This is a genomic window from Streptomyces sp. NPDC051909 (genome assembly GCF_040681095.1).
GTDB lineage: Bacteria > Actinomycetota > Actinomycetes > Streptomycetales > Streptomycetaceae > Streptomyces.
In genome coordinates, this window is the sequence record NZ_JBFAYA010000030.1 from 47,573 (window position 1) to 64,230 (window position 16,658).

The following is a 16,658-nucleotide window of genomic DNA, read 5'->3' on the forward strand; positions in this document are numbered from 1 at the left end:
GGCGCCCCCGCTTGCTTGGCGGTAGGAGGGGGCGCTTCGGGCTTTTCTGGGGCCGTCTGGTGGCTCCCCGGCCCGTCCCCGGGGCCGGGTGGCAACGGGGACGGACAGGCAGCGTCCAGGCGGTCGGGGATCTACTGACGGATCTACCGGCGAGCTACTGACGACCCGCTACTGACGACGCTCGTCAGTAGGTGTGCAGCGCTCTGACCTGCACTCGTCTGTAGGTACCGGGGTCTGCTGGCGGCTACTGACGCTCGTCGGTAGCGGCGGCGTAGCGGGTGTGCGGGGGGCTGCCCAGGGCCTCGATCAGCCCCTGTTCTGCCCACGCCTTGAGCCACCCGCCGACCGTGGTCGGGGAGGCGCCGACCGCCTGGGCGACGGCGGCCCGCTTGATGCCGTCCGGGCCGGCCTGCCGGATGATCCGCAGAGCCTGTGCCCGGACGTCCTCGCCCCCCGCCCCGGCAGCCGGCGGAGCCTCGGAGGCCGGGGCGGCGAGCCAGGATTCGAGGACCGACCAGTCAGCCTCCACCGCTTCCTCGTCGGCCGGAGCCGGTGAGGGCGCCGGAACAGGTGCCTGGGACGAAGCCGGCGCCGGGTCGGTGGGCTTGGCGCGCAGCGCGCGGACCATGTCCTGGACGGCCGCCATGTCGTCCCCGTCCAGCCACAGCGACCGGACGGTGGAGACGCGGCCCTCGGCCAGCAGCAGGCCGGAGCCGCGCTGTTCGGGATCCAGCAGGTGCGCGGAGTAGCCGCGCCCGGCCATGCCCTTGCCGAGGATGGTGTTCGACTCGTCGGCGCCGGTGGCGTACATGCACCACCGCCACACGACGTTCGAGGTGACCAGCCGGTCCAGGACCCCTGCGGTGGACAGCTGCGTGGCCAGGATCAGCACGATCCCGAACGCCAGCCCCCTCGCGGCAAGGTCGATCAGGGCTTTGGTGATCTTCTTGCCGTGCTTGGGGTCCATGGTGAACGCGGACACTTCGTCGATCACGACGACTTCGAGGGTCAGGCCCTCGGTGCCGACCAGGTCGGGGCGCTCCGCGAGGGACTCCACCCCGAGCGCCGCCAGGCGGCCGGCCCGCTCGCCCATCTCCGCCACCAGGGACTCCAGGCGCTTCGCGAGCTGCTTGGCGCGCTTGTCCGGGTCGTAGATGTAGGAGTCGGTCAGCCCCTTCCAGCGGTGCTGTCCGGGGTGCTTGCCGTCCGCCAGGTGCAGGCGGACCCGGGCGTCCAGCAGGCACCCGGCGATGATCAGGCGCAGGACGGCGCCTTTGCCGGAGCGGGAGGAGCCGCCGAGCAGGATCGACACGTCCCGCAGCCGCAGGTACAGCAGCCGCCCGAACGCGTCGAACGCCACCGGGATGCCCTGCTCCCACACGTCGACCCCGCCGAGCATGTCCGCCGTGCACAGCCTCGGCTGGGCGAACGGGTCCACGGTGAAGCCGGAGACGCGCAGCGTCTTGTCGTCCGCGCCGGCCACCTGCTCGACGTGCAGGCGGGCCCGGTCCAGGCCGAGTTCCCCGCCCAGGTTCTTGCGGGCGGCCACAACGTGGTCCACGGTGGCGCCGGTGTCGTCCGGGAGACGGACCACGGCCGTCCACCGCTCCGCGGTGACCTCCGGCGCGGCCAGGAGCGTGACCCGCGTACCGCGCGGGATCACCCGGCACGCGCCCAGCGCCTTGGACAGGGCCAGCACCAGATCCTCGGCGCCCTCCATCGTCGCGTCTGCCCCGACCGGAGCAGGCGGCGTCGCGGGCGGAGCCGGGACGAGGCCGACCGGAGCGGTGGACGGCATCGGCGGAGCCGACTCCGTCGGGGTGGGGAGCAGGACGAGCGGGGTGGCGGCGATCAGGTCCGCCGGGACCGGACGCACGGTCAGGTCGAAGGGGCGCGGGCCGCGGGTCCAGGAGGCGAGCACGCCCAGGACGGTGGCGGCCGGGGCGGCCCACCAGGTGGTGGTCACCGACAGGGTGGCGATCCCGGCGGCCGGGGCCGCCAGCACCGCGCAGCGGGCGGCGGCGATCCGGCGCCGGCGGTGGCGCACCTGCCCCGGGTCCAGGTCCGGCACCTCGAACTCGCCCAGCGCCCGCAGCGCGGTGGTGTGGCGTTCGGCCTCGGCGCGGGCGGCCTTGAGCTGTGCCTTGGCGGCCGGGGTCAGGCCGCCGTCCTCCTGCGCGATCCGCGCGAGCTTGGTCGCCTTGCGGTGGGCCTTGAGGACCAGGCGGCGGTGTTCCTCCAGCACCTCCTGGTGGGCGTCGGCGCGCTGCTTGACGATGCGGCGCAGCAGTTCCTCGGAGGAGACGGTGTGTCCGCCCGCCCAGTGGGCGAGGAAGAGGGCGAGGTGGCGGGCGCCGGAGCGGGTGCGGCCCTTCATCCGATCAGCACCTCCCCGAGCCAGGACAGCAGCGGGACACCGAGCATGGACGCCCAGCCGCCGACCGCGGCCGTGATGCCCCAGGTGGCGCCGGTGATGCCGCCGGACAGGGCCAGCGCGCGCTCGCCCCAGCCCTTGGCGAACCAGATGAACAGGCCGAGCCCGACGACCATCACCAGGGCGAGCCAGCTCCCGGAGTAGGACAGGACCTCTCCGGTGGACAGGGGGACCGCCCCGGCGCCGGCCTGACCGATCGCGGCGTTGCCGACGGTGGCGCCGGCGGCGTTGCCGGTGCCGGTGAACCCGCCGGAGATCTTCCCCAGCAGGCCACCGGTGACGGCGGAGGCCATCACCATCGTGAGCGCGGCCCCGGCCCACGGGAGCCAGACCCTGCGCTTCTTCAGGGCCTTGAGGCTGCGGCCCCGGGAGTAGTAGACGGCCATCGCGGTCACGCACATCAGGAAGAACCCGAAGGCGGCCCCGGCGCGGGTGACGACGTGGGTGAAGGTGATCAAGTCCATCGTCAGGCTCCTACGATCCAGGCCGTCACCAGCTGGCGGGTCGGTTCAGCGATCAACGTGCCGCCCATCGCGGCCATCAGCAGGGCGGCCGACACCCACCGGCGCACCCGACCGCCCGTCGCGATTCCCACCGCGGCGATCCCGGTGCCCAGCACCCCGGCCGCCCAGGCCGTGTCCACCGACATCTCGACGGACAGCGGCACCGCGACGCCGTGCGCCCACCACAGGGCGGGCAGCACGCCCGCGCCGAGCACGGTCAGCGTCCGGACCGGACGCGCCCGGCGTACCGCCGCACGCACCCGCTCCCAGTCGACCGCGTCGTCGTCCGACGGCGCCCGGTCAGCGATCGAGTCCAGCGGGGCGTATGCCGGGTCGGACCACAGCTCGTCCAGCCACTCGTCCCGGCCGCCCTGACCGGCCTGCTCCTCGGTGCGCTGCTCCGGCACCGCGTACAGCCACCTGTCCTCGCGCGCCCTGTCCTGGCTCACAGCGCCACCCCCAGACGGCCCAGGTAGGCGTGCACCCGCAGCTCGTCAGCACCACGCACCGGGCACGTCGCCGCCTCACCGCGGGGCGCCAGGGCCGAGACCTGCGGCAGCGCACGGCGCGCCTCGACTACGGCCGGCTCCGGGTGCTCGCGGCCGGAGCTCCGGACGAAGACGAGAGCACTGACCACACCCACCAGGCCGTTCAGGGTCATGACCTTCATCTGCTCGCCGCTCGGCGTCCTCAGCTGCCGGTCCGTCGCGTCGTGGGTGAACACGACCGGCTCGAAGCCGGCCACGACGTTCGCACCGATCACCTGGTGCGCCTCAGCCTCACCGATCGACGCCACGTACCGCGTCTTCGACGTGGAGCCGAAGTAGACGTACGTGATCGCCCATCGCGCCCCCCCGCTCCAAGTTGGGGGGTCAGTCACAATCAGCATGTCGGTTCTCCAATCACCCTGGATGTGGCCGACAGCGCTCGGGAGCGGTGCAACGCTCCCGAGCACCAGCCCGCCTAGTACTGCACTAGGCGGGCTGCCGCGTTTTCGCAGGTCAGCGCATGAAATCCCCGGACTCTCCTTGTGGAGTGCCGTGTGTTCCGAGAGACACGGTAGACCACTAGCGATAGATATCGCTAGTGGTAGCGCTATGGGTTTACATGGCATAGGCTTCTACGTGTAGCGCTGCACTCGACGACGAGGGCGGCACGAGTCATCAGAGAGGAGATGACCGGGATGGCCCAGACAGTCGGATACGCGGAGATCGCGGCGCACTACCGTCAGCAGATCCAAGACGGCGTGCTCAAGCCGGGCGAAACGATGCCCTCCATGCGCGAGGTGGGCGAGCGCTTCGGTGTAGCGCAGACGACCGTGAACAGGGCTTTTCGCGTGCTCAAGGCCGAGGGATTGACGCTTCCGAAGTCGGGCGTCGGAACGGTCGTGGCGGGTCCGATCAGCAACAACATCGCAGCGCGCGTCGCGCTTCACGCATCCACGGGTAAGGCCCTTGGCGGCGGGGAAAGTTCCCGCGTCCTGGAGGTGGGCACCGTCGGGGCGGATGAGCTGGTCGCGCCCCGTCTCGACGTGGCCCCGGGTACGCCTGTCCACGTGCGACGACGAGTCGTCAGCCGCGGCGGCGTGCCGATCCACATCAGCAGTTCGTTCTATCCGGCCTACGTAGTGGCCGTAACGCCGGAACTCGCAGAGCCTGTGTCCACGGGGGGTTCGCGCGAGCTGGCAGCCGAACGTCTCGGCGTTGCCCAGGACCGTGTCTTGGAAGAGGTCACCTCCCGACTCGCCACTGAGGCCGAGAAGACCGCGCTTGGCCTTAGCGCCGGCGACGTGGTGGTGACACAGGTGGTCCGCACCGTCTATATGGCGGACGACCGGGTCGTGGAGGTGGCCGTGAAGGTCGCGGGCGGCGCCACCATCCTGCGCTGGACCACGTCCCTGCGGTCGACATAGGGGCGACACGCTGAGGTTCCCTCGAAAGTTGCCTGGCCATGTCGCGGCGTGCACCAGCATGAGGACCTCACAACGCAGCAGGCCCCGCACGAGGCGGGGCCTGTAGGGGCCGGTTCCGGGGTGGAGCCCGGTGATCGGCCAAAGCACACGAGATGAGTGGAGGTGCGCTCTCCTTGAGCGTACGAGATGCAAGGCGCGACACGCCACAGGGCCCCGAGTCCGGCCACACGGATACGCCAGACAGCGGCGCCTGGCGCTCTGCCTGCCTCGTGGCCGGTAGCGGGACGCTGACGGCGGTGGCGGTCCGGTGAGCGGGTACGACGAGTACGCCGAGGACGCCGACGAGAGCCAGGGCGTCGAGCTCGACGGGCCGGACCTCGCGGGGTTCTACACCAGTCAGCTCCACGACTGGATCCCTTTGTGCCCGTACCTCAGCGATTCGGGCGTGCGGCTGTACTGGATCATGCGGGCTCTGGTGATTGAGAAGCACGGGCCCGTGCGGAAGCTGACGCTGCTCCAGCTCGCTTACATGCTCCCGCGGAAGCCGGTCACGCCCGGGGAGAAGGCGGAGCCGTCCAGCCTCGGACGCATCCGTGACCTCATGCGGATGCTGACGCGGCTCCGGCTGATCACCACCCCGGAGGGCGAGGAGATCAAGACGTCCTCGCGGGCGAGCGCGGCGAGCCGCCCTCTGCGTATCCGCATCCATGACAGGCCGGGACCCGGGTACACCGGCCCGCGCAACGCGTTCGCCTTGCTCGACTCCGTGCGCGCCCCGGCAGCGGAGGCCGCGCAGCAGGCCATCGCCCGGGAGGCACAGCAGGCGGCGCAGCGGCGGGCTGAGAAGGCGGCTGAGAGGACCCCTGGAGAGGCGGGTCAGAAATCCAACCCGGCCTCTCCGGCGAGGGAGGCGGGTCAGAAATCCAACCCGCCGGGTCAGAAATCCAACCCGCCGGGTCAGAAATCCAACCCGGATCCCTGGGATGACCTGCAAGATCACGACCTTCCGCTCAGTCCTTCCGCTCAGTCCTCCCGCTCAGCCCAGGACTCCGCCCCCGTCCGTCCGTCCCTGCAGGTAGAGGACGCACACGCGAAGACCCCGGACGGAGGGACGGACGGGGGCGGCGGCATCGAGGGAGACCAGGAGCACGGGCCGCTGCCGGCGGGGGAGAGGCCGGCAGCGGCTGACGCCGCGCCGGAGGGCAGCAGCGAGGAGACCGGTGGTAGCGCGGCCTCGATGTCTGACGTAATGCCGGTGGACCCGACGCCCGGGGTGCAGGTGCTGCGGGCGATTGCGGCGGAGGCACCCCAGTGGACCATCACACACGCCAAGTCCCTGAAGGATCAGGGCCTGGTGGTCACCGGCATGCTGGAGTCCGGTTTCACCGCGCAGGAGATCCGGCACGCGCTGGTATCCCAGCAACTGCCCGACCCGCTGCGCACCACGGTTGCCGCGATCGTCTCCCGCCGTCTTCGCGATCTCCTCGCGATGGGCCCGGCGAGCGTCATCCCGCGGATCCCCGCCCAGAGCGGCGCCCCCAGCCTGTTCGACGCGTCCGGGGACGAGGACTCGACGTACACCCCGGACTCGTGGGCGAAGCGCCGTGAGCAGCTGGAGGCGGAGGCTTCCGGCGAGGGGCGGCATCGGCCCTGTGCCGGAGATGACGGCATGTGCCAGTCCCTGGCCGTCCCGGGCGAGGATCTGTGCGCGGTCTGCTCCGGGTCCGAGCGGCCCGAGTGCGTCAACGGCTGCGGGCGGAACGTACTCATGCACGGGACGCTCTGCATCGTCTGCGACGGGCCCGAGATCTCGGGGGAGTGCCCGGGACACGGAGACATCCCCTGCGGCCGACCGGTGCAGACCGAGGGCCTGTGCGGCCGGTGCAAGATCGAGGCCGAGATGACCCGCACTGCGAGTGATTCCGAGTGGGAGGCCGCTCGGAATGCCGCCGTGGCCGCTGCGCAGGCCGAGGAAGCCACCCCTGCGCCCCTCTGACGATCTTTCCCGGCTGCTGCGCCTCTCGGGGCACAGCCCGGTCTGGTTGGCCGTCAGATCGCCGTACAGCGACTTTCGTTGGAGTGCCGGGGCCTGCGGCTTGTGTCGCGGAGCCCGCTGGGCGCCCCGTAGATGCTCACGGCGCCCCAAGTAGTCGATTTCCGCAATGTCTATGCGGATTCCGCATATCGAATTTAGGGTTGCAGTCATGATGGGTACAGAGGATCTCCTCAGACTCACGGTGTCCGCGCTGATGACGCTGACCGGCGACCGGCAGGGCGACCTGGCGGCTGGTCTGGGGCAGTCGCAGGCGCAGGTCTCGCGCAAGCAGTCCGGCCGGGCCCACTGGTCGCTGGAGGACGTGGATCTGCTCGCCGCGCACTACCGGGTGCACGTGCTCGACCTGCTGGCCGGGCCCACCCACGCGGTCGGCGTGCGGCACGGCACGCTGCCGAGCCTGCACACCAGCACGCAGGCGCCCGCCGCACCGCACCCGGTCCAGCTCGCCTCCCCGCCCGCCGATGAGCCGGCCGCCGACACCGCGACGCCCGCGGCGACAGGCCAGACCACGCTGCCGGACGGTCTCGTCCTGCAGGAGCCGGCGCGGCCGTGTGTGCTGTGCGGGCAGCCGGCGGTCCTCGAGGTCGACGGCTTCCCGCAGCACCTGACGGCAGAGGAGTGCGCGGCAGCCGTAGCGGCCGCGCCCGCCGACGGTCCGCCGCCCGCCACCGTTCCGGAGACGGCGCCGCCCGCACCGGCGCCCGCCGCCCCGGTGTTCCTGGCTCCCGTCCCGGCCGCGGCCGCCGAGCCGGTCGCAGCACCCGAGGCACCCGCGGCGGCCGAGCCGGTGGTGCCCGCCCCGGCGCGGCCGGTGCGCAGTGCTCCGGGGTACGCCTCCGGCAGCCTGGTCGAGCAGATCACCGACCGGGTGCACGAGGTCCTCGCGGCCTGTTCCGGCGACGTCGACGCGGCGCAGGCGGAGCTGATCAAGCGTTCGATCCCCGACGTGATGACGCTCCTGAAATCCTCACGGGTAGGCGGACGGTACGAGCATTCTGAATTCCCGCCGACTGCCGAAATTCTGCGGAAGAAGTCGCAGAAGGGCGCGGACGATATTTGGGAGGGGCGTCCGAAGTGGCGTAATCCGGAGCTTTTCACTGCGGCGAAGAAGGGCGAGAAGATCGAGGTGACCGCGCTCGACATGAACGCGGCCTACCTCTCGGCGATGAAGGCGTGGCTGCCGATCGGTCAGCTCCGCGAGGACACCAGCGGCGTGCACGATGCGAAGAAGGCCGGCGTCCACCTCATCACCCCCGCCGACTGGGAGCACGCTGACCTGCCCAACCCGCTGGGGGCCCGCATGGAGCCGGGGGAGCTGTGGGTCACGGAGTCCACGCTGCGCCTGCTGCTCGACTGCACGCGCCAGGGTCTCGCCGACGCCCCCACGATCCACCGTTCCCTCGTCTCCGGCGCCTCCGAGGCGCTCCTGGAAAAGCTGCGGCGCGCGCTCGCGGAATCCCGGAAGACCGCGCTTGCCGAAGGCGACGAACTGACCGTGGCGTACGTGAAGGCCATGTACTCGAAATTCGTGTCGACGATTGGCGAGTCCAGCGCGAACCGTGAAATTCGCCGCCCGGATTGGATGCACATCATCCGCTCGAAGGCCTTCGCGAATCTCTGGATGAAGGCCCACAAGGCACACAAGGCCGGACTGCAGGTCGTCGAAATCTCCGGAACCGACGAACTCCACGTCGTGGGAGACTGGCGCACGGTCTTCCCGGAGGGCCGGGAACTGAACCAAGTCAAGGAAAAGGGCACCTACATCCTCGGGGGTAAGCGGTAATGGCTGGTTCTCCGGACCTGTGGTCCCGCTGGGGCGAATTCGGAAAGTTCAACACCCGCGGCATCAAAGGCGGCGAAGCCCTCATCCTGGAGCTGAACCGGATCGTCTACTCCTCCGGTATTTCCTCGCCGATCACCACGAAGCGAGGCCTTGCCGCCCGACTGCGCTACCTCGACAGCGCCGCCGGCCGCGCCGCCCTGCGCGAACAGGGGGTCTCCGCGCGCACGATCCGGTCGTGGATGAAGTCCAAGGGGAAGGTGACCCCCACGGCCGCGAATCTGGAGCGGCTCGACTCCGCGTATTGGGCGCGCCGCCGGGAGAACCTGATCCGTTCCGGCTGGCTGAAGCGGCACCTGGACAACGACGGCCGCGGTCGCCGGATGGAGATCTACCCGGTCGACCAGACTCAGGTGGACGAGAGGTTCCGTCGTCCCACCGTGTCCCAGCGCTCGATCACCGTCCGGTACGTGTGGAGCGACCTCGTCGACGCCTGGTCCACCCAGAACGCCGCCCTGGTCGATGAGATCTGGGACGACGTCATCAGCGACCTCGACTCCGACTACAACGCCTACGCCTACGTCTCCTCGGTCGGCATCGGCGCCTGACCCCCAGTACATCCGTACCGCCCGCCCGGTGACCAAGACCGGGCGGCATGCATCTCACGCCCCGCAGGCCGACGTGAGATGGACGGCGGGACGAGCAGGTAGGCCCCGTTGGATCACGCTTCCTGCTCCCTCCGGCACGAGTAGTGCTCGGGCAGTCCTTCGGGTCCTGGAAGGCTTGCGGGCTGACCGCAGAAGCGGCAGAGCGGGATCGTCTGGCCCGACGCGTCGACCGGAACCCTGGCGGCCTCGGCTTCCTGGGGACGGGACTCCAGGATGATCGTGCGGCTGCCGCGTCGCTGCTTCGGGTCGGCCCGCACCTCCGAAGCAGGGCGGTCCTCGGTGCACCTGTCGCGCCGGTCCCCCTGTCGTACGGAGGGCTGGCGGTCCTTGTCGTCCAGGGCGGGCCCGTTCGCTTCGACGTACCGGTGCCATTGCTGTGCGGGGAGCCAGCCGTGGTGCCCGTTGCGCTGGAACGGGATCCGCTCGCCGGCCGCAGCTTCCACGATGAACTGGGTGAGGGTCAGGTCGCTTTCCCCTGTGATGGTGCTCGACTGATGGGCGGGAACGAGGACGCGGTGCCAGCCCCCGCAGTACCCGGTGTCGGTGGGGTTCTCCGGGTCGTAGGGCTTGTCCGGGCAGCGGGTGAGCGCGCCGCTGGGGCTGCACTTTCCCTCCTCCAGGACGAAGTTGCCGTCCCGGACCGGGATGGGGTTCTTCTGCACGCGGATGACGGAGGCCGGCAGGTTGGGCGTGCGGACGTAGGGGACGGTGCCGATGCCTGCGTGGTCGGGGTCGGCGAAGTCCCAGACCGACTGGATACCGCTGCGGCGCCGGAATCCTTCCCGTGCGCGCATCCCGCGGGCGGTCTGGGAGCTCAGCTGAGGCTCATAGCCCAGCCGGATGCCGTCGGCGCCGCTGATGAGTACATCGAGGCGTGCGTGCCCGTCGGCGGTCAGCGACTCGATGTCGGCAGGGAAGCCGTGATCTTCGGAGTCCTTCGCGACGCGTTCCTTGCGGGCGAGGTGTTCGTCGGACTCGTGGCTGATGGGCTTCTCCCCGGGCTTGCGGTAGTGGGAGGCGAACCACATGTCGCCGCGCTCGACGAGGTACATCGGGACGCGCCGGCCGCGGATGTCCCGGCAGTCGGGACAGATAAGCCCGCGCTTCTCGACGGGGACACGCCGTCGCATCCCCAGGAGGGTGCTCAGGATCTCCTGACCTCCTGGGATGCCGAGGTCGGGACGGTCCAGATCAAGGTTGCGGCCGACCCGTTCGTAGTAGACGGGGTTACGGAGGAGGTCTTCATCGCTGTCGATCTGGAGGTCGTCGTCCATGGATGCTCCCCGCAGCGCTACGAGTAGGACCTACAACGCTAGAGGGAGGGTCTGACAATCGGTACTGAACTGGGAAAATAGGGCAGAGACCCCACCTCGATCCCCTGCGCCCGGCTGGCATCGTCCGGGCCCCTGCGCCCCGCCCGGCACCCGCCGGGCGGGGCGTCTCGCATGCCCCGCACGGGCCGCCGGTGCCCCTGTCGGTTCACCCGCCGGAGTGGTCCGGGGCCTCGTGTACGCGTACGCGGCTTGTGCGGTGCGCCCCCAACTCCCCCTGAAAATCCGGCTATTGACAACAAACCGGATCATTCGGCATGTTTCCGGCGTGGCCCGGTGGGCGGGCCGCGCCGTCGTGAGATTGGAGTGATCGTGATGCGCGAGACGTACGACGCGTACGAGGCCGCGGGCCGGCTGAAGGTGTCCGTGGCCGCCTGGCGGTGGGCGACGGCCTCGGGCCTGGTCCCGCCCGCCGACCCCACCACCCGCGACTGGTCCCGGGCGGTGGTGGAGGCCGCCGACCCCGAAGCCGTACGCGCCGCCCTGCGCGGCCCGACAAGCGCATTCGCGGCCGCAGAAGTCCTGACCCGGGCCCTCGGCGACCCGCTGCCGCACTGCCGCCCCCAGGTGACCGCGGCCGCGATCGGACACCTGGTCCGCGCGGGGCTGCTCACCTACCTCGGCGGCGAGATGGCCTATCCCGACGTCCACCCCGACCAGGTCGCCACCCTCGCCCGCCGCCGCGACCTGCCCGCCCTCCTCGACCGGCACGTCCCCCTCGGCCCCGACCAGGCCGCCGTCCGCCTCGGCGTACGCCGAGGCGACTTCGACCAGGTCGTACGCCTCGGCTGGATCACCCCCACCAGCTCGGTCGATATCGACTACAAGCGCCAGGGCGGCCTGACCACGATCCCGCTGTACTCGGCCGAGGACATCGCCCTGCTCCCGCTCACCCGCCCCGCCGTCGACTGGACCGCCGTACGCACCGTCACCGCGGGCCGCCGCTCCCCGCTGGCCGCGCTGACGCCGGTGGTGTCGGGCGAGGACGTGGTGCTGCTGGCCGAGGTCGCCCGGATCGCCGGGGTGGGACGGGCGGCGGTGGTGAACTGGCGCCGCCGCCACACCGACTTCCCCGACCCCGTCGGCGGCACCCCCGTCCACCCGACCTTCGACCGCCGGGCCGTGGTCGCCTGGCTCCTGGCCCACGACAAGATCGCCGTCCCCACCGAGCTCCCCGCCGCCACGCTCGTGGTCGGACCGTCCCTCGGCACGGGGAGCGAACAGCGTTTCCGGCTCGACGGTCCGGTGCTGGAGCTCACCGACACCGCCGACGGCGAGGACCGGCTGGCCGGCTGGATGACCGACGACCAGGCCGACGCCCTCGCCGAGCTCACCGCCGACAAGGCCGGGGCGGCCGTCCGCCGGCTCACCACACCCGGCACGCCCCCGCTCGCCGTCGGCGACGGCCTGCAGATCATCGACCGATTCCGTACGGGCTCCGGCGGCCTGCGCGTCACCCTCGCCTGGCCCGCCCGCTCACGCGGCACCGCCGCCAAGCGCGGCGGCACCGTCCGCCACGCCCTGCCCTACACCGCCCCCAGCAGCACCTGCCGCTGCGCGCCGCAGGCCTGCGGAGGCATCATCCCCAACCCGTATTGCACCGACCACGGCAACGCCGTCTCGCCCGCGATGGAGTGGCACCCCGCCGGAGGCATCCGCTGCGCAGAGCTGGCCCCGTGAGCGCGAGACGCACGAGATGGGCCCCGGCCACTGGCCGGGGCCCATCTCGCATTGCGGCGCGTCTGCATGGGAGGCCGCTAGGGGGTGGGCAAGGAGAAGGCATTCGACTCCCTAACCCCAGCGCGAAGCCGGTAATCGGCCCCGTCATGCACGAGGAGCTCGGGATCGTCAGCGGACGGGGCACGCGCTCTCGTCCGCTGGCCCCGACGAGAAGGAGGTGTACCTCCTCGTCATCGTCATCCGCGACGAGGAGAAGACGACCGGCCTCCGCCCCTCCTGGCGGCCAGCCCCGGCAGTTGCGCCGGAAGGGGGCTGGAGGGTGCCCGGATGCTCGCCCAACGCAGCGTTCCGCCGCGCGGATGCGCCAGCGGCCGGGCATGAACATCCGCGACGTGTCCCCTGCGCGCGAGATGTTCTTCCGGAACATCGCGCTCAAGGAGGACAAGGAGATGTACTTCCTCGTCGACAAGACCTTCCTCGTCGACGAGGAGTTCTTCTTCGGCAAGGAGAAGCTCGACAAAGAGGTAAGTCCGCAGGTCACAGCCGTACGGCTGGCGGGCGCCTCGTGCAACCGCAGGAAGATCGGCGTCGGCTTCGGCGGAGAACGATCTATTCGCAGGTCGTGGCGTTCCGTCAGGATCGCTGCAGGTCAGGCCCCTTGCCGCGTTTGGCGGGCAGAGGGAGGGCTGGAGCGCGGGTGTTCCCGATTGGGGTAGCTCCGCGCCCTCTGCGTATCGTGGATCGCTACGGGGCCTCATACGACGATGGGGAGTCCCCTGCTGCACCCGTGCTTGGCGGCTTGGTGCAGCTGCGGGACTCCCCGATCCGTCGCCGGGGGCTCCATCCATCCGAGCTCTTCAGGACACGAAAGGCTGGTGCGATATACCCGTGCAACAAGTCGACGGTACCGCAGGTACCTCGATGCGGCTGACGACCCCTGCCCCTCCCCACCCCGCCGCGCGGTACGCGGTGAAGTGTGAGGGACGGCGATGAACACCAGGGTCACCACCGTCATCATCATCGTTCTCATCGCGGTCATCGCCGGGCTCGGCGCGGCGATCATCACGGCGCAGCTCGGTGCCAGCGGTCTCGCAGCCGTGGCTGCTGGCGGGGGCGCCTTCGTAGGGATCGCCACCGTCGGCGTCGCGATCGCCGCGTTCCTCATCCCCACGGCCCAGAGCCAGGCCCCACCGGCCTCCTCGTGACCACACGAAGGGCGGCACCCCGACCGGGGTGCCGCCCTTCGACGTGCGGGTGGGCGCCCGCTGCGGCTGCGGCGGCCTAAAGTTCGCCGCGATCTCTACTTTTCGGCTTCGCGGGCCTGCTCGTCTGCGTGAAGTTCGTCGAGCTCGGCCACGATGGTCTCCAGGTCGATGACCCCGGCCTCGTACGCCTCCAGGAACAGCCCGATGGCGTGGGAGATGGACACCTTGTCGACGGCCGCGCGCTTCTTGCCCGCCTCCCACACCGAGCCGGTGACGTTGACGGTGCGCACCACCTTGGTCTGGTCGAGCTCCCTCGCGGTGGGCCGTCCGGTGCCGGTCGTGTACGTCTTGGGGGAGCGGTCGTGATGGCGCGGGGCGGTGGTCACGGTGGTCACCTCTCGGGTCGGGTCGGGGCCGGCACCACCCTACCGCAACTTATATAAGTTCTTTGTTTTTTCGTGCACCCCAAACCCGACCTGGACCACCACCGGAACGCCGACCCCGGCCGCCCGCCCGGCCACGGACCCGCTCCCACCGGAGGCCCGGCCTTCCCGGCCCGGCCTCCCCGGTCGTGTCCGCCCGGCGGGGACCGCCCTCCTCGCCCGCCGACCCGACCCCACGTTCCGCTCCGGCCCGCCGGCCGCCCGGCCCCGGGCCCTGCCCCCGCTTCGCCCCCGGCCCCGTGACCCGGGCCGCCGCCCTGTCCCGGGCCCCGCCGCCGCCCCGTGGCCGCCCCGTCGGAGTCACACGGCCAGTCACATGACCAGTCACATGAGGGTGAGTCACACGCTCTGACCTGTGAGAACACCCCGAAATCCCCACCCGTGCCGCACATGTGACCCGCCGCCCGGAACCGTTCTCCGCCACCACGGGCGCCCGCCCCTCGGCGCGGACGGTGCGCTCCTCGACCGCCCCTCCCTGCCGCACGTCCGCCCCGTCCGCCACCTCTGCGCGGACCCGAGCCTGTTCCTCGGCCGCCCGCTGGTCGGCCCACCGGACCAACGACGCGGCCGCGGTCTCGCGGTCCGTGTGCTCCGTGGTCTGCCCGCCCAACGGCGACGCGTACCAGAGGACGACCGGGTTGGACACGTACCCGGCGAGCACACCGTCAACGAAGACCTCGCGCCGCCCGCGGGCGTCAGGCAGACCGAACCGATACCGGTCCCCGACCGTCCCAGCATCCGTTGCGGCCGCAGCATCGTCCCCGCCCGCCACCGACGACTCCGCGGCGTGGTCCCGCTCGGCGGCCGCCACCGCGACGTTCGCCGCATCCACACGCTCACGCGCCCGCCGCATTCCCTCCCGGCTCAGGCTCAACGACGACTGCGCGTAGCGCGTGCGCGCCGTCTCCAGCTCCGCCCGCGCCGCCTCCAGCCGCACCGCCGACTGCTCGACACGGTCCACCGGCCCCGCCACCGCCCACGCGAACGAGGGATCCGTCGCCCGACCCGTGGCCCGCAGCCACGCCTCCAGCGCCGCGGCGAAGTCGTCCCCCGTCCAGTTCTCCTCGGTCCACCGCTCGAATCCCGCCGGAACCGTACGACCCGCAGCGTCCTGCTGCTCCGCCCATGCCTCAGCACCGCGGAACATCCGCAGCCGGCGGTCATCCTCGATCAGGTCCGCGGCGTAGCGACGCTCCTCGGCGTCCAACGCGAGCACCGGAAGCGCGCTCACGGACACCCGCGCACGCTGCGCCGCATGCTGGGCGCACATGAGCTGTCGACCGACGCGGTACAGGCGGACACCGACCGACTCACACATGCCGTCGAACGCCCCCTCGACGCGGACGTCGCAGCATCCGACGTCCACCGGCTCCGGCAGGCCGGGAACGGTCACGTTGGCCTTACGGACGTCCTCGGGGACGACGTCCGCGAGGGTGAGCGCTTCCTGACCCTCGATGGCCCCGAAGTACAGACCGCCGGTCTCGCCGTCCTCCCACCCGACAAGATCGCGGTTGCGGGTCATCTCCGACCCCCACCCCCACCGCGCGGAGAACCCCTGCGCGGGGAAGTACGCGTGCTCGATGCACACCCGCGGGTTGTGCCAGTCCTCCGCGTCCTCCCACGACTCACACCCGCACTCGCCGTCCCACAGCTCCGACTCCTCGACCAGCGCCGTGATGGCCTTCAGGCTCATGTCCGCCAGCCGCACGCCGTCGACACCACCGCGCCCCGCCCCCGGCTTGTACCGGAACGCGCCGCGCGCATCGCGCTCCCACAGCAGCACCAGGTACACCTCCCCGCCGGTGGTGTACGCCTCCAGACCGACCATCCACGTGTCCACCTTCACGTCCCCTGCCCCGCCGGCCGCGAACGTGGCGGACACCTCCCAATCGTTCTCCTTGGCCACCTGAATAAGCTGCGCTGCGCTGTTGGGAATGGACGACATTTCAAGCACCCTTTCAGCTGCGGAACTCGGGGGCCGGACGGCCACCTGATGAGAAGAACTCTAGCATGAGTTATATAACTCCAGCGATGGTGTGAGGGTTCGTCTTTTGCGTTTTGTGTATGGGGTTTTGGTGGGGTGTCAGGTTGGTTGTGGGTGGGTGTTTTGAGGTTTTGTCATGTGGGTTTGTTGTAAGGGAATTTGGCAGGGTCTCCTACCGGTTTTCCGGCCTCAGAAACCCAGCTCTCCCTTTTGCTGCCGTCTTTTTGGTGTAGACCATGTGTCGCGTAGGTACGAAGCTGTGTGACACGGTGTGTGACCGTATTCGAGTAGGGCGGGCAGGCTGGACAGGGGGTCTGCTCTGACTGCATACTGTTGCTGTCAGGGAGTACGAGGGGTCCGACCAGGAGCTCCGGCCCCGCAGGGGACGGAGGCGACCAACCCCGGCACAACCCTCCAGCACCTCTCTGAACAGGCAAAATGCACCGCGCAGCGGGGCGTGAAGCCATCGCCGGCCCCCACCCCACGGGCCGCGGACCCGGTCCGACCGGGCAGCCCCGCCGTCACCGAAGGTGACGGCCTATCGGGCCGCTCCCTCTGGCGTCGCGCAGCGACGCAGCAGCGTTGGGAGTGACGCAGTCACTCCGCGTCGTGTCTCCGCAGGAGACAGAACGGAAGATCACACGTCTTAACACCAGTCACGT

The 16,658-nt window shown here is 70.7% G+C and carries 14 protein-coding genes; 7 read left to right on the forward strand and 7 right to left on the reverse strand.

Annotated features, from left to right (window positions below):
• Nucleotides 1-244 precede the first annotated feature (244 nt).
• The 4 genes from AB0M18_RS31920 to AB0M18_RS31935 are packed head-to-tail and all read right to left on the reverse strand — an operon-like array spanning nucleotide 245 to nucleotide 3,826.
• On the reverse strand, nucleotides 245-2,377 hold the full coding sequence (locus AB0M18_RS31920; RefSeq protein WP_365764225.1) for a helix-turn-helix domain-containing protein: 2,133 nt from the start codon (nucleotides 2,375-2,377) through the stop codon (nucleotides 245-247).
• Nucleotides 2,374-2,898, reverse strand: a complete 525-nt coding sequence (locus tag AB0M18_RS31925; protein ID WP_365764227.1) for a hypothetical protein — start codon at nucleotides 2,896-2,898, stop codon at nucleotides 2,374-2,376. The genes AB0M18_RS31920 and AB0M18_RS31925 overlap by 4 nt, the downstream gene beginning before the upstream one ends.
• 2 nt (nucleotides 2,899-2,900) lie before the next feature.
• Nucleotides 2,901-3,386 (reverse strand): hypothetical protein, encoded by a 486-nt coding sequence (locus tag AB0M18_RS31930; RefSeq protein WP_365764229.1) that lies wholly within the window; start codon nucleotides 3,384-3,386, stop codon nucleotides 2,901-2,903.
• Nucleotides 3,383-3,826: a hypothetical protein gene (locus AB0M18_RS31935; RefSeq protein WP_365764231.1), complete on the reverse strand. Its 444-nt coding sequence runs from the start codon at nucleotides 3,824-3,826 to the stop codon at nucleotides 3,383-3,385. Before AB0M18_RS31935 ends, AB0M18_RS31930 begins: the two co-directional genes overlap by 4 nt.
• Before the next feature lie 294 nt (nucleotides 3,827-4,120).
• Between AB0M18_RS31935 and AB0M18_RS31940 the strand changes: the two genes are divergently transcribed.
• From AB0M18_RS31940 to AB0M18_RS31955, 4 genes are all read left to right on the forward strand, one after another.
• Nucleotides 4,121-4,849: a GntR family transcriptional regulator gene (locus tag AB0M18_RS31940; protein ID WP_365764233.1), complete on the forward strand. Its 729-nt coding sequence runs from the start codon at nucleotides 4,121-4,123 to the stop codon at nucleotides 4,847-4,849.
• 307 nt (nucleotides 4,850-5,156) lie between these two features.
• Nucleotides 5,157-6,845: a hypothetical protein gene (locus tag AB0M18_RS31945; protein ID WP_365764235.1), complete on the forward strand. Its 1,689-nt coding sequence runs from the start codon at nucleotides 5,157-5,159 to the stop codon at nucleotides 6,843-6,845.
• A gap of 253 nt (nucleotides 6,846-7,098) precedes the next feature.
• Complete coding sequence (locus AB0M18_RS31950; RefSeq protein WP_365764237.1) at nucleotides 7,099-8,688, forward strand: acyltransferase; 1,590 nt, start codon at nucleotides 7,099-7,101, stop codon at nucleotides 8,686-8,688.
• Nucleotides 8,688-9,293 carry a hypothetical protein gene (locus tag AB0M18_RS31955; protein WP_365764239.1) on the forward strand — a complete coding sequence of 202 codons (606 nt, stop codon included), beginning with the start codon at nucleotides 8,688-8,690 and terminating at the stop codon, nucleotides 9,291-9,293. The genes AB0M18_RS31950 and AB0M18_RS31955 overlap by 1 nt, the downstream gene beginning before the upstream one ends.
• 113 nt (nucleotides 9,294-9,406) lie before the next feature.
• Here the strand turns inward: AB0M18_RS31955 and AB0M18_RS31960 are convergent, their stop codons facing one another.
• A complete protein-coding gene (locus AB0M18_RS31960) occupies nucleotides 9,407-10,627 on the reverse strand; it encodes a hypothetical protein (RefSeq protein WP_365764241.1) in 1,221 nt (406 codons plus the stop codon).
• 372 nt (nucleotides 10,628-10,999) lie between these two features.
• On the opposite strand from AB0M18_RS31960, the gene AB0M18_RS31965 reads away from it, so the two are divergent.
• The 3 genes from AB0M18_RS31965 (at nucleotide 11,000) to AB0M18_RS31975 (ending at nucleotide 13,569) form a co-directional block, all read left to right on the forward strand.
• Nucleotides 11,000-12,364 (forward strand): hypothetical protein, encoded by a 1,365-nt coding sequence (locus AB0M18_RS31965; protein ID WP_365764255.1) that lies wholly within the window; start codon nucleotides 11,000-11,002, stop codon nucleotides 12,362-12,364.
• Nucleotides 12,365-12,741: 377 nt separating this feature from the next.
• Nucleotides 12,742-13,080 (forward strand): hypothetical protein, encoded by a 339-nt coding sequence (locus AB0M18_RS31970; RefSeq protein ID WP_365764243.1) that lies wholly within the window; start codon nucleotides 12,742-12,744, stop codon nucleotides 13,078-13,080.
• 273 nt (nucleotides 13,081-13,353) lie between these two features.
• Entirely contained in the window at nucleotides 13,354-13,569 is a 216-nt protein-coding gene (locus AB0M18_RS31975) for a hypothetical protein (RefSeq protein WP_365764245.1), read from the forward strand.
• A gap of 95 nt (nucleotides 13,570-13,664) precedes the next feature.
• Here the strand turns inward: AB0M18_RS31975 and AB0M18_RS31980 are convergent, their stop codons facing one another.
• Nucleotides 13,665-13,955: a hypothetical protein gene (locus AB0M18_RS31980; RefSeq protein WP_365764247.1), complete on the reverse strand. Its 291-nt coding sequence runs from the start codon at nucleotides 13,953-13,955 to the stop codon at nucleotides 13,665-13,667.
• 49 nt (nucleotides 13,956-14,004) lie between these two features.
• Complete coding sequence (locus AB0M18_RS31985; protein WP_365764249.1) at nucleotides 14,005-16,002, reverse strand: hypothetical protein; 1,998 nt, start codon at nucleotides 16,000-16,002, stop codon at nucleotides 14,005-14,007.
• Between the last annotated feature and the right edge of the window lie 656 nt (nucleotides 16,003-16,658).

Coding starts and splice junctions, on each gene's coding strand:
- AB0M18_RS31955 (WP_365764239.1), top strand. CDS start 8,688: ATGGCTGGTTCTCCGGACCTGTGGTCCCGCTGGGGCGAATTCGGAAAG.
- AB0M18_RS31920 (WP_365764225.1), bottom strand. CDS start 2,377: ATGAAGGGCCGCACCCGCTCCGGCGCCCGCCACCTCGCCCTCTTCCTC.
- AB0M18_RS31925 (WP_365764227.1), bottom strand. CDS start 2,898: ATGGACTTGATCACCTTCACCCACGTCGTCACCCGCGCCGGGGCCGCC.
- AB0M18_RS31960 (WP_365764241.1), bottom strand. CDS start 10,627: ATGGACGACGACCTCCAGATCGACAGCGATGAAGACCTCCTCCGTAAC.
- AB0M18_RS31935 (WP_365764231.1), bottom strand. CDS start 3,826: ATGCTGATTGTGACTGACCCCCCAACTTGGAGCGGGGGGGCGCGATGG.
- AB0M18_RS31950 (WP_365764237.1), top strand. CDS start 7,099: ATGACGCTGACCGGCGACCGGCAGGGCGACCTGGCGGCTGGTCTGGGG.
- AB0M18_RS31965 (WP_365764255.1), top strand. CDS start 11,000: ATGCGCGAGACGTACGACGCGTACGAGGCCGCGGGCCGGCTGAAGGTG.
- AB0M18_RS31970 (WP_365764243.1), top strand. CDS start 12,742: ATGAACATCCGCGACGTGTCCCCTGCGCGCGAGATGTTCTTCCGGAAC.
- AB0M18_RS31940 (WP_365764233.1), top strand. CDS start 4,121: ATGGCCCAGACAGTCGGATACGCGGAGATCGCGGCGCACTACCGTCAG.
- AB0M18_RS31975 (WP_365764245.1), top strand. CDS start 13,354: ATGAACACCAGGGTCACCACCGTCATCATCATCGTTCTCATCGCGGTC.